General features: G+C 63.2%; 11 protein-coding genes. 7 read left to right on the forward strand and 4 right to left on the reverse strand.

Annotated features, from left to right (window positions below; genetic code table 11):
- The first annotated feature begins 318 nt into the window (after nt 1-318).
- The 4 genes from BQ17_RS12340 (at nt 319) to BQ17_RS12350 (ending at nt 5,320) form a co-directional block, all read left to right on the forward strand.
- Nucleotides 319-2,751 (forward strand): choice-of-anchor Q domain-containing protein, encoded by a 2,433-nt coding sequence (locus BQ17_RS12340; RefSeq protein WP_089727489.1) that lies wholly within the window; start codon nt 319-321, stop codon nt 2,749-2,751.
- A gap of 44 nt (nt 2,752-2,795) precedes the next feature.
- Nucleotides 2,796-2,921 (forward strand): hypothetical protein, encoded by a 126-nt coding sequence (locus tag BQ17_RS23430; protein ID WP_256091577.1) that lies wholly within the window; start codon nt 2,796-2,798, stop codon nt 2,919-2,921.
- 169 nt (nt 2,922-3,090) lie between these two features.
- Complete coding sequence (locus BQ17_RS12345) at nt 3,091-3,567, forward strand: hypothetical protein (RefSeq protein WP_089727491.1); 477 nt, start codon at nt 3,091-3,093, stop codon at nt 3,565-3,567.
- A gap of 664 nt (nt 3,568-4,231) precedes the next feature.
- Nucleotides 4,232-5,320, forward strand: a complete 1,089-nt coding sequence (locus BQ17_RS12350; protein WP_089727493.1) for a TIGR03032 family protein — start codon at nt 4,232-4,234, stop codon at nt 5,318-5,320.
- Nucleotides 5,321-5,970: 650 nt separating this feature from the next.
- Here BQ17_RS12350 and recJ read toward each other — a convergent pair.
- The 4 genes from recJ to phaR all read right to left on the reverse strand — a co-directional run bounded on the left by recJ (nt 5,971) and on the right by phaR (nt 9,151).
- Nucleotides 5,971-7,713 carry a single-stranded-DNA-specific exonuclease RecJ gene (gene recJ, locus BQ17_RS12355; protein WP_089727495.1) on the reverse strand — a complete coding sequence of 581 codons (1,743 nt, stop codon included), beginning with the start codon at nt 7,711-7,713 and terminating at the stop codon, nt 5,971-5,973.
- Between the two features lie 327 nt (nt 7,714-8,040).
- Nucleotides 8,041-8,310, reverse strand: a complete 270-nt coding sequence (locus BQ17_RS12360) for a Txe/YoeB family addiction module toxin (RefSeq protein ID WP_089727497.1) — start codon at nt 8,308-8,310, stop codon at nt 8,041-8,043.
- On the reverse strand, nt 8,291-8,563 hold the full coding sequence (locus BQ17_RS12365; protein WP_089727498.1) for a type II toxin-antitoxin system Phd/YefM family antitoxin: 273 nt from the start codon (nt 8,561-8,563) through the stop codon (nt 8,291-8,293). The genes BQ17_RS12360 and BQ17_RS12365 overlap by 20 nt, the downstream gene beginning before the upstream one ends.
- A 123-nt stretch (nt 8,564-8,686) precedes the next feature.
- The gene (gene phaR, locus BQ17_RS12370; protein WP_089727500.1) at nt 8,687-9,151 is read right to left on the reverse strand and encodes a polyhydroxyalkanoate synthesis repressor PhaR; all 465 of its coding nucleotides are present in this window, start codon (nt 9,149-9,151) and stop codon (nt 8,687-8,689) included.
- A gap of 289 nt (nt 9,152-9,440) precedes the next feature.
- On the opposite strand from phaR, the gene BQ17_RS12375 reads away from it, so the two are divergent.
- The 3 genes from BQ17_RS12375 to BQ17_RS12385 all read left to right on the forward strand — a co-directional run bounded on the left by BQ17_RS12375 (nt 9,441) and on the right by BQ17_RS12385 (nt 12,470).
- Complete coding sequence (locus BQ17_RS12375; RefSeq protein ID WP_089727501.1) at nt 9,441-10,610, forward strand: cation:proton antiporter domain-containing protein; 1,170 nt, start codon at nt 9,441-9,443, stop codon at nt 10,608-10,610.
- A gap of 374 nt (nt 10,611-10,984) precedes the next feature.
- The gene (locus tag BQ17_RS12380) at nt 10,985-11,305 is read left to right on the forward strand and encodes a putative quinol monooxygenase (RefSeq protein ID WP_089727503.1); all 321 of its coding nucleotides are present in this window, start codon (nt 10,985-10,987) and stop codon (nt 11,303-11,305) included.
- 10 nt (nt 11,306-11,315) lie between these two features.
- Nucleotides 11,316-12,470: an iron-containing alcohol dehydrogenase gene (locus BQ17_RS12385; protein ID WP_089727505.1), complete on the forward strand. Its 1,155-nt coding sequence runs from the start codon at nt 11,316-11,318 to the stop codon at nt 12,468-12,470.
- The last annotated feature ends 260 nt before the right edge of the window (nt 12,471-12,730 follow it).

Below are 12,730 nucleotides of genomic sequence, written 5' to 3' on the forward strand. Positions count from 1 at the left end.
CTGGGATCGCCGACATTTTCTCGTTCCCATGCGCTGCGTGGGAACCAGAGACCGGGAGAGGGGCTTTTACGACACCCACCTCTGGCTCCCACGCTCCAGCGTGGGAGCCAAATCCAGACGCTCCGGCGTCATGAACCATTGGCCGCTGGAGCGGCCACAACGGCATTCCCACGCTGGAGCGTGGGAACGAGTCACGCGGTTTGAGCATGGGAAATACGCGCCCCGGCGAATCGGCCAAAGGCGTTGCGGACCAGTTACTTAGGGGTTAAGATCGATCTCCTGTGTGCCGTTTTTCATATTCCCTCCGGGAGACCTGTCATGACCGCTGCGCTTACCACCCCGAATCGGTATCTCCAGGAGCCGTCCCCTGCGGCCCGCCGAGCACGCCCCCGCCGGGTGCCGCGACGTTCCGACGCTGCCTGCGTCCAAACCCCTCCCCGCCGTGCTCCCCTGGCCCTGGCGGTGGCCCTGGCCCTGGGGACCGGCGGGCTGGAAGCCGCAACCTTCAATGTCACCACCAATGCCGACAATGGTGCCGGCAGTCTGCGCCAGGCGGTGGCCGATGCCAGTGCCGGTGATACGATCACTTTTGCTGACGGCTTGGGCACTATCACCCTGACCGGCAACCAGATCGATATCGACAAGGCCCTGACCATCAGGGGACCCGCGTCGTCCGGCCAGACCATCGACGGCAATCAGAACAGCCGTATCTTCGGGGTGACTCAAGCCAACACGTCCCTGACTCTGGAAAATCTGAAGCTGATCAACGGCAAGACCTCGGGGAGCGCTTACGACTGCAGCAGTTCCGGAAGGTCTGGGGGGGCGATCTGCACGCGGGGCGGCGAACTCATCCTCACCAACAGCACCGTCTCGGGCAATACGACAAGCGGCGAAGGCGGCGGGGTTTATAGCTATTCCGACTCTGGCACCAGCACGGTCACGCTCACCAACAGCACCGTCTCGGGCAATACGGCAGGCAAAAAGGGCGGCGGGGTTTTTAGCTATTCCCAAGATTATAGCAGCACGGTCACCCTCACCAACAGCACCGTCTCGGGCAATACGACAAGCGGCGAAGGCGGCGGGGTTTATAGCTATTCCGAGTCTGACACCAGCACGGTCACCCTTACCAACAGCACTGTCTCGGGCAATACGGCAGGCAAAAAGGGCGGCGGGGTTTATAGCTATTCCGAGTCTGACACCAGCACGGTCACCCTTACCAACAGCACTGTCTCAGGCAATACGGCAAGCGGCGGCGGCGGGGTTTATAGCGACGGCGATACTAGCAACACGGTCACACTGAACAGCAGTATCCTGGCCGGCAACACCGTGGGGGGCACTGCCAACGACTGTGAGATGCCCAGCGGATCGGCCACCGCCAACAACAGTCTGATCCAATCGACCGGCACCGCGGCCTGCGGTGTGACCGACGGGACCAATGGGAATAAGGTCGGGTCGGACCCCCTGCTGGCGGCGCTTGCCGACAACGGTTGCGCGACCCCGGCCGGCAGCGGCGGTGCCTGCGTCAAGACCCATGCCCTGAAAACGGGCAGCCCGGCCCTCCACGCTGGCAGCAATCCCGATAACCTGACCACCGATCAACGGGGCCAGCCACGCCAAGCCGGAAGCGGCGTCGATATGGGCGCCTTCGAGCTCCAGTTTCCCCTGTTGACGGTGACCGGCGGCGGTAGTGGCAACGGAACGGTCAGCGGGAACGGACTCGACTGTACGCTCACCGCCAGCGCCGCCTCCGGTACCTGCACGGCGACGCTCGGCGAAGGGACCGCGATGTCCCTGACCGCCACGGCGACCACGGGGAGTAGCTTCAAAAGTTGGACGGATGCGACCTGTCAGGGTACGACCAATCCGTGTGCCTTCACCCTAGGGGAAGCCAAGACCCTGACCGCCGCGTTCGATAAACTCCGGTATGGGTTGACAGTAACCGGCGGCGGCACCGGAACGGGTGCGATTAGCGGCAACGGCCTCGACTGCACCCTCACCGCGGGCACGGCCTCCGGTACCTGCACCACCACCCTCGACCATGGGACCCCGGTGTCCCTGACCGCTACGGCGAGTTCAGGCAGCACCTTCGGCAGTTGGTCGGATGCGAGCTGTGGTACGGCAAGCCAATGTAGCCTCACCCTGACGGCGGCCCAGAGCCTGACCGCCACCTTCACGCGACAGACGACGACCGGCGGCGGCACGACGGGTGGTGGCACTGGCGGCACCACGACCGGCACCACCGGCACTGGTGGCACCACCGGTACTGGCGACACCACCACCGGCGGCAATTGCCGCGCCGATATCGCCAACATCGCGTGCAGCGATGCGGCCAAGCTGTGGATCCACCGCGCCTATCGCGGCTATTACGGGCGCTGCGCCGAGTGCGGCGGCTTTCGCTACTGGTGCGAACGCCTGGAGGCGGAAGGCGGCGGTACCGATCTGAGTCCCATCATCGCCGCCTTCGGCACTTCTCAGGAATACACCGAGCGTTTCAGCGGGCTGAGTGACGCCGAGCTGATCCACAACCTGTATCAGAACATGTTCAATCGGACGGCCGAGCCCGGCGGGCTGGCGTTCTATCTCGAGCTGCTGGAAGCCTACCGGACAGAATGGCGTGATGCCCATGCCGGCGACGACCAAGGCGCCACCGAGTACGGCCTGTCCCGGATCGCCCTGGACATCCTGCTCGGCGCTCAAAACAACGACATCGACACCCTGGACGCCAAGCTGGCGGCCTGCGAGCAGTTCTGATTTTGGAGTGCGCCGGCTTAAGCGGTGCCCCGGATGGAGGCCCAGTGACCGCGTTGACAACCCAGCTGTCAGGGATCAGCGGCGCCCTGTTCCCCACGCACCGCGGCGACGGCGCTTTGGTTGTGGCCGATCCGAATCCAAAGCGGCGTCGGGTGCGTGCCGACCGGTAAACAGTGCTACCAACAATCACCGGCGCTCACTCGAAGCACGGAGCAAGCTGCCTGCCGCCGCACTCCAAAAGAGTGTCGCAACCCGCCGGAAGGCTTGTGGCGGGATGCGCTGCGCTTTCCCGCCCTACGCGGACTATAAATCAATGATCCGACTTGAGAGGAAACGCCTATGCCCTACGCGAACATCGATGCCTCGCTCTCGCCTGCCGAGGTGAAGGCCATCAAGGACGCCTTCGAGACCGTGCTCAAAAAACTCCCGTTTCTGGTCAATCTCACGCCCGACGAGCGCCGGATTATCTTCAAGACCGGGGCCGACAGCGTATCCTTCGTCCAGAATGCCCTGAGCGCCGCCCAGACCTACCCGGACATCCTCCCCGCCGGCTTCAGCACCAAGGGATTCAAGCAGGATGTAGACCTCTTCACTATCCTCACCGAGCTGGGTACGCTGGCCGAATCGGTCGCCTCCGAGATAGACGACACGCGCCTCGCGGTGGGCGGCGAGGCCATGCGGGAAGCGACTCAGATTTACGACTACGTCAAGGCCGCCACCAAGACCACGCCGGGTCTGAAGCCCGTAGCCGAGCAATTGGGTGAACGCTTCAAAAAAGCGCATGGAAAGAAGCAGCCTGATCACCAGGAGCAATGAGGAATGGCATGGCGGTCGAGGCTCCAAGCCTCAACGATGAGACTCGGAGTCTCAGCGGATAGACTCGGAGCCTCACCGGATAGACTCGGAGTCTCACCGGATAGACTCGGAGCCTCACCGGATAGACTCGGAGCCTCACCGGATAGACTCGGAGCCTCACCAGATAGACTCGGAGTCTCAACGGATAGACTCGGAGTCTCACCGGATAGACTCGGAGCCTCACCGGATGGACTTGGAGTCTCAGCGGATAGACTCGGAGTCTCATGCGGAAGCTCCGCGCCGCGGCGAGAAAAGCAGTTGGACATGTCCAGCGTCCAAAGATGCGGTTCGCCGCCGGGCCAAGCGTCCATTGATGCGGTTCGCGCCCCCTCATGATGCCATCCTGTAAGACTTGCCGTGCTCACCGCACCATTATGATCCCCGTCCGTAGGCATCCCGGCGGGATGCGGCCGTCCCTGGCCTGTCCCACCCTACGGGGGCCGCCTCTGCCCCCTGACAACTGACAACTGCTCACCGCACCATCGATGCGGTTCGCGCCCTCCCGTGATGCTATCCTGAATGATCTGCCGCGCTCACCGCATCCTACGGGCTGGGCGTGTTTCCCCTCATGTCCGCGGTGGGAAACCGCCGGCATCGGCCCGGCAACCGACTCCCGGAGGCTGCCATGAATCAACCGGACCCGCCCATCGCCGGACCCGCCGCGGCCTCGCCGTTACGCTCGGTGCACTCTACCAACCTGCCGGATATCCTGCGCCGGCTGGGTATCGCGCTGGCGATCTCTACCTATCAGGCGGGCCGGCTGGTGATCGCTCGGGCCGAGCCGGACGGGGGCTTGAATACTCACTTTTTCGGCTTCTCCCGACCCATGGGGCTGGCAGTGGATCAGGGGCGCCTGCTGCTCGGCACTCAATGCGCCATCGACGAGTTCCGTAACATGCCGGCCTTGTGCCCCCGGCTCGACCCGCCGGACCGCCACGACGCCGCCTATGTGTGGCGTAACACCCATGTCACCGGCGCTATCGATATCCACGAGCTGGGCCTGGGCACCGACGGGCGCGCCTACTTCGTCAACACCGCCTTCTCTTGCCTGTGCGTGATGGATCATGAGCACAGCTTCGTGCCCGTGTGGCGCCCGGCCTTCGTCTCCGGCTATGCCCCCGAGGACCGCTGCCACCTCAATGGCCTGGGCCTGGTGGCCGGTAAACCGCGCTACGCGACCGCCTTGGGTGCCACCGATACGCCCCAGGGCTGGCGTGCCAACAAGCGGGATGGGGGCATCCTGATCGACCTGGAGGCGGACGCGATTATCGCCCGCGGCCTCTCTATGCCCCACTCCCCACGCTGGTACCGCGATACCCTGTGGCTCCTGGAATCGGGCCGCGGCGCCCTGGTGACCCTGGACCCGGCCACGGGCACCAAGACCGAGGTCGCGCGGCTGCCGGGCTTTACCCGTGGCCTGAGCTTCGCCGGCCCCATCGCCTGCGTGGGCCTGTCGCAGCTGCGGGAGACCAATGCCTTTACCGATATCCCCATTACCGACGCAACGGACCGTCGTGCCTGCGGGGTGTGGCTGGTGCACATCGAGACCGGCCAGACCGTCGGTCTGCTGCGCTTCGAGGAGGCGGTCCAGGAGATCTTCGCGGTGGAGACGATCCCGGCGCGGTTTCCCGAGCTGGTGGGTCTGGACAATGACCTGATCCAATCGACCTTCGCGTTGCCGCCGGTGGCTCTGGCCGAGGCCCAGGTCGGGTAGCCTATGGGGTGTGGTCCGGCTGCCGGTTCTCATCTGTGAAATGGTCGCGACACGCAGGCGGTCCGCCCAGCGGACCCTAGGGGGCGTTCTCAATTGAGCTGAATCCTCATGAAAATCAAGCACATCAGGCCCATGCAGCAGCGGCTATGAGTTTCCGAGACACTCCGCGGCGCGGAGCTTCCGCGTTCCCACGCGGCGCGTGGGAACGAGAGAAACCCATTGATGTTGCTTGATATGGCGTGACCAATCCGATCGCAATCAAGCCCTTGATCCCCCCTCTCCCCCAAGGGGGCGAGGGAGCCAACCGGGCAAGTTCTTAGACGCTGTCTGAAAAATCAAGGTGCCTTGGTCTTAACTGCCTGCCGAAGGATTCAGCCGCAAATGAACGCGAATGAACGCAAATGAAGATCACGGCTTAAATTTGCGTCCATTTGCGTTATTTGCGGCAAAAAATAAGGGGCTTAAGGAACCTAAAGCGAATCGATGGTTTGGTACGAAACGACCGAAAGTTACAGTTTTCCAACTGAAAACCAATAAAATCAGTGTATTAGTTTTTAGACAGCCTCTTAGACAGTCTCTAAGGCTGCGTTTCGGGCCGCGGGACGGTCTGAAGCGCAAAGGCGCAAGGGTAAAGGCTTCGCTTACTGTCGTTATTCCAGGTGTTCCACGATCAGCTGCGGAGCGCTGACGCCGCGATAGTGGTTGACGGCGAGGCGATAGGCCAGGCGGACCTGGTGGCCGACGCTTACCGGCAGTGCTCCCAGGCCGAAGCCGATGGCGTCGATCGAATCACCACCCGGCGGGCGCAGCCGCAGCTTCAGGTGTCGTTCGCCCACGACCCGCCGTTCCAAGACCTCGAACCGACCGTCGAACAAGGGCTCGGGAAACCCTTTGCCCCAGGGACCGGCGCTGCGTAGGCGCTCCGCGGTATCCAGACCCAGATCCCGGGCCGGCAGCTCGCCGTCGGAGATGAGTTCCCGCACGGGCGGGGCATCGCCGAGCTCCCGGTGCGCCTCCGCGACTATCGCTTCTCGAAAGGCATCCAAGGCCCCGATCCGCAAGCTCAGTCCCGCGGCCATGGCATGACCGCCGAAACGTTCGATCAGCCCTGGTCGGCACCGATCCGCAGCAGCGATCAGATCGCGGATGTGCAGACCCTCGATAGAGCGAGCGGACCCCTTCAAGATACCGTCTTCGGCCGCAGCGAAGGCAATCACCGGACGCTGGTAGCGCTCGCGTATGCGAGCCGCCAGGATGCCGATCACCCCTTGGTGCCAATCCGCGTCGAACAGGCACAGGGCAGGCGGCAGTCCGGCAGCATCCGGGACCAGATCCCGGAGTACCTCTTCCGCCCGATCCTGCATCTCGCCCTCGATCTCCCGCCGACGCCGATTGAGGGTGTCTAGCTCCCGGGCCATGGCCATGGCACGGTCCGGATCATCCGTCAGCAAACACTCGACCCCCAGGGACATCTCGGTCAGGCGCCCGGCGGCATTGAGCCGCGGTCCTGCCGCGAAACCCAAGTCCCTGGCCGTCACCGTCCCAGGGTCACATCCCGCCACTCTCAGCAAGGCCGTCACCCCGGGGCTACAGCGCCCGGCGCGGATCCGCCGCAGACCCTGCTCCACCAGGATGCGGTTATTCCGGTCCAGCTCCACCACATCCGCCACCGTGCCCAGGGCGACCAGATCCAGCAGTTGCGCCAGATTGGGCGCAGGACGCCCGGACCTGAACCAATCGAGCCCCCGCAAGCGGGCCCGCACGGCGGCGAGCAGATAGAAGACGACTCCGACGCCAGCGATGGACTTGCTGGGGAAGGCGTCTCCCGGCCGATTCGGATTGACGATTGCTGCGGCCCTCGGCAGCTCGCCGCCGGGGAGGTGGTGATCGGTAATGATGACGGGGATGTCCAGCTCATGGGCGCGTCGGACCCCGGCCAGACTGGAAATGCCGTTGTCCACGGTAACGATCAGATCCGCGCCCAACGAGGCCGCCGTGTCCACAACTGCTGGGCCTAAGCCGTAACCCGACGTGAACCGGCTCGGCACCAGGTAAGCAACGCCGGACGCGCCCAGCAAACGCAGGCCACGGACCGCCAGGGCGCTGCCCGTGGCCCCATCGGCGTCATAATCGCCGACGACCAGGATGGAGCCCCCCGCCCGGATACAGCCGGCAAGCAGATCCGCCGCCGGCTCGATATCCAGGAAGGACTCGAAGGGGTGAAGCGCACCCAACGACAGGTCGCAATCGCTATCGGAACAGACGCCACGCGCCCGGTAGAGGCGAGTCAGCAAGGGATGGAGGTCGGCGAACGGCCCCCCCATCGCCGGCGACTCCGGGCGTCGCTTGATGACGATAGGGACCGCGGAAGAGGGTCCAGGGTTTGTTGACATTCAGTAGGTCGGGTAAGGCGCGCCCGTTGTGGCCGTGTCAGCTGCGATGATCGGCGCGCCGTCACCCGACGCAAGACGGCGGACTACGCCGTGTGGGGTAGCGGTCGTCGGGTGCAGCCGTCTAAGTTAGCCACCGGCCGCTCACCGTGGTAGGTCGGGTCAGGCGCGCCTTCCGAGGTTGGTGTATGCCGGCGAGGCTGAACGCGCCCTAGCCCGACAACCTGGTGTATCGAATCCGCGGATGACGCCGCTGTATGGCAGCCGGCTTCGTTTGAATCCGCATGCGTCCTCTACGGAGCAAGCAAGCCACGCATGATCGCTACCGGATTACCGATCGTCGTAATGACCACCGATCGCGAAGACATAGATGGCATCTTCATCGAATCGGTAAACTATTCGGTCTCTTTGGGAGAGACGTCGCGACCAAAATCCTCGGAGGTTTTGTTTGAGCTGTTCGGGCTTTCCAATGCCCTGAGCGGGGTCAGTGCGCTGCATCTCCTTCAGGATACGGCACAGGTTCCGATGCAGTTGTCTATCCTTCGCGCGCAAGGCTTCATAGCGTTCCCAGGTGTCTCCCTCAAAGACGATCGATTTCACCGATCTGTTCCGGCGTCGGTCGGTACCCCTCGGAGGCGGCGTGGGTCTGTGCAGAGCGGGTAATCTGTTCCATCAACGACCGGTTTCCTAACACATAGAGCGTTTCCTGTTCGCGTTCCCAGTCCTCGGCGCCGATGACCATGAAATCGGCGCCCTTGTGGCCTGTGACTTTCAGGGGCTCATGTTCAGAGATCACTTTATCGACGTGTTCGCGAAAGCTGCCGCGGAACTCATTGATACTGACGGTATCCATGGTTCATTACCTCGCATCGTAGGATAGGATAGTCGGTAATATGGCAGTACATTATTTTGCCATGAAAATGGCGGTTGAGAAGCATGAGAAACAGACTGCTGATGCAGTTTTTTCCGAGCCGATCTACTCCGCCTGGTCGGACTTGCTGTCGGTCTGCAGCCCGGCGGCGCGCAGGAACTCCTTCTGGAAATCGGCCCACATCTCCACGCTGCGCTGCGTCATGCGGGCGACGGTCTCCAGCGGGTCCTGCGCCAAGGTCTCGCGGACCTGATGCTGCTGCTTGGCGAAAACGTTCAGAGACTGCTCCAGGTAGCGGGCGAACAGGCCGTGCAGGGTCCCCCCGTAGAAACGGATGATCTGAGCCAACATATTGGCCGTAAACAGAGGCTGACCTGCGCTCTCCTCCTCCAGCATGATCTGGAGCAGGATAGAACGGGTGAGGTCTTCCTCGTTGGTGGTATCCATCACCCGGAACTTAGCACCCTTCATGACCAAAGCACGCACATCGGCCACCGTGATGTACTTGCTCACCTCGGTGTCATAGAGCCGGCGGTTCGGGTACTTCTTGATGATACGCTCGTCGGACATAGGGCAGTAGTCGAAGCGGCAACACCAGGGGACCTGGCAAGGATTGCACAACCCGGCACTCGCCTGGACCTGCCCGCACGCGGGTAGGCAAATCGCGGTTTCCGAGCGCCGGCGTGTGCATGCGCTTCCAGGGGGTATCTCCGCCCCCACGGCCGGCTGGAAAAATCCAAGGTCATCAGAGAGGGTTCAGTATAACCCAAGCCGGGAGGCGGTGGTTGACCCAAGGTAACCGCCAAACTGCTAAGCTGGGAAGTAACCGCCCGCTCCGATTCGAGGTTCGGACCGCACCATGTCCCAGGACCCCATCGTCGATACCATCTTTCTCGTGTTCACCGGCGCCGCGGTGCTTGCCACCCTGGCATTGGCCGCCCGCCAATCGCTGCTGCTGGCCTATATCGCGCTGGGCGTCCTGTTCGGTCCCTCCGGGATCGACCTGATGGAAGATACCGCGATCGCCTCGGATATTGCCCATATCGGGATCATGTTCTTGTTGTTCCTGCTCGGTCTGGACCTCAACCCCAAGGAGCTGATGCAGAGCGTGCGTCGCACCACCCTGGTGACCCTGGGCAGCGCGTTCATCCTGGCCATCGCCGGCTTAGGTGTGGGGCTGGCCGTCGGCTTCTCGCCGCTGGAGTCCCTCGTGCTCGGAGGCACCATGGGCTTCTCCAGCACCATCATCGGGCTCAAGCTGCTGCCGACCACCGTGCTGCACCACCAGCGGATGGGGGAGATCATCATCAGCATCCTCTTACTGCAGGACCTGATCGCCATCGCCATGCTGTTACTGCTGCGGGGAGCGGCCACCGGCGACGCACCCTGGACCGACGTCGCCCTGATGCTGCTGATGCTGCCGACGTTGGCACTGTTCGCCGCTCTGTGCGCCCGCTTCCTGCTGATTCCCCTGATCAAGCGCTTCGATACCATCCGGGAGTATGTCTTTCTGGTCGCCATCGGCTGGTGCATGGGTATGGCCGAGCTGGGAGGCGTCGTGGGTCTGTCCCACGAGATCGGGGCCTTCATCGCCGGCGTAGCCCTGGCACCCAGCCCCATTGCCGTCTATATCGCTGCCAACCTGCGGCCGCTACGGGATTTCTTCCTGGTGCTCTTCTTCTTCAGCATCGGGGTCCAGTTCGAGCTCGGCATGCTCACCGACGTCCTGCTCCCCGCGACCCTGGTCGCCGGCGCCACCCTGGCGCTCAAGCCTATCATCTTCCATTGGCTCTTGACCCGCATCGGGGATCCGGTGCAGCGTTCCACGGAGATCGGCTACCGCCTGGGGCAGATGAGCGAGTTCTCCATGCTCATCGGCACCCTGGCACTGCAGCTATCCGTCATCGGGGCGCGGGTGTCCTATACGATCCAACTGGCCACCATCCTCACCTTCGTGGTCTCCTCCTACCTGGTGGTAAAGCGCTTCCCCACCCCGATCGCGGTCTCCGACGATCTCCGGCGGGATTGAGCCCGAATCCATGCCAATGCCATTAAAGTTAGCTGCCGGCCGCTTATCATGGTAGGTAGAGAAAACGACGAATCGCGCGAATCAGCGCGCATCGATCCGCGAGGATTCGCGTGATTCGTAGTTTTTCCTCTCGTTTGCCGATATGCAGGGACACTCCCTGTGGGTGCCTGGCCAGGTAGTCCGAGGTGCTTTGATCCGTAAGAAATCTTTTTCAATCCGCAGATTACGCAGATTTCCACAGATTAAAAATGAAATAATCTGCGAGAATCTGCGTAATCTGCGGATAGAAAAGGATATCGTTACAATCGCGGATCCGCCGTTACCCGCTTCGCAGTCGTACATTCTTAACTCAAAATATTACAAGGAGTATCTCCATGCTTGTCGTTCATGTCCTGGTCCACGTGAAGCCCGATTCCATCGAGGCATTCAAGGCCGCCTCCATAGAGAATGCACGCCACAGTGTGCAGGAGCCGGGGGTGGCGCGCTTCGATGTGATTCAACAGCAGGACGACCCCACGCGCTTCGTGCTGGTCGAGGTCTACCGCACCGCCGCCGACCCGGCACGCCACAAGGAGACAGCCCACTATGCGACCTGGCGCGACACCGTCGCCCCCATGATGGCCGCGCCGCGCCGTGCTGTGAAGTACGCGAACAGCTTCCCGGACGAGCAGGGCTGGGACCTGGTACGGACCTGAGGACATCGCCATGACATTCGAGTTCGCGACCGCCGGCCGCATCCTGTTCGGTGCCGGCATCCTGGACCAGGTAGGCACCTATGCGACCGAGCTGGGCAGCCGGGTACTGGTAGTAGGCGGCAGCACCCCGGCGCGGATCGAGCCCCTCTTGACCCGGCTCGCGGACCGGCAGCTAGCGGTCGGTACCTGCTCCGTCGGCGGCGAACCCACGGTTGCGTCGGTCCTGGAAGGTACCGAGCAGGCCCGCGGCTTCGAGGCCGATCTGGTCATCGGCATGGGGGGCGGCAGCGCCATCGATGCGGCCAAAGCCATCGCCGCCCTGCTCGCCAACCCCGGCGATCCCTTCGACTACCTGGAAGTCATCGGCCGCAGTCGGCCCCTGGCCAACCCGGCCGCGCCCCTCATCGCCATCCCCACCACCGCGGGCACCGGCGCCGAAGTAACCCGCAACGCCGTGCTCGCGGCGCCCGAGCAAGGGGTCAAGGTCAGCCTGCGCCATCGCTCCATGTTGCCCGCGATCGCCCTTGTCGACCCGGTACTGACCTACCCCATGCCGCCGGCGGTCACCGCCAGCACCGGCCTGGACGCCCTGACCCAATGCCTGGAGCCCTTTGTCTCCCATCTGGCTACGCCCTTGTCCGACGGCTTCTGCCGCGAAGGGATGCGGCGGGCGGCAGGCTCCCTGCGCCGCGCCTTCCATGCGGGCTCGGATGTCGAGGCACGCCGGGACATGGCCCTGACCAGCCTGTGCGGCGGCCTGGCCCTGGCCAATGCCAAGCTGGGGGCGGTCCACGGCTTTGCCGCTCCCATCGGCGGCATGTTCAATGCACCCCACGGCGCCGTCTGCGCCCGCCTATTGCCCTATGTGATGGAGACCAATGTGCGCGCCCTGCAGGAACGCGCCCCCGACGCGCCGGCCCTGGCCCGCTACCGAGAGGTCGCGGCTATCCTCACCGGCGATGCCGCCGCCGAGGTCACCGCCGGCGTCGCCTGGATCCAGGCCCTCGGTGACGAGCTGGCCGTACCCGGCCTGGCCGATTACGGCATAACCCGAAGCCATGTGGCCCCCATCGTGGACGAGGCCAGGCGCGCCAGCAGCATGCAAGGCAATCCGATTACCTTGACGGAAGCGGAGCTGACGGCCCTATTGACCCAGGCGCTGTAAGGCGACGAATCGATCCAAGATACCCTGATGCCAACTGCCGGTCGAAGAATTCAGCCGCAAACAAACGCCAATGAACGCAAATCGGCAGTGGTAAATTTTCAGTCGAACATCACACCGGGATAAAGAAGAGCAATATCAATATCATTTTAGAGACTGCCTAAAAAGGCAGGTAGTGGTAAATTTATAAGTGTTTAAGTAGAGCGGTTCATCTTTTTGATCCCCTCTCCCCAACCCTCTCCCGGCGGGAGAGGGGGCATAGC

The organism is Candidatus Thiosymbion oneisti (genome assembly GCF_900092655.1).
Taxonomy (GTDB): domain Bacteria; phylum Pseudomonadota; class Gammaproteobacteria; order Chromatiales; family Chromatiaceae; genus Thiosymbion; species Thiosymbion oneisti.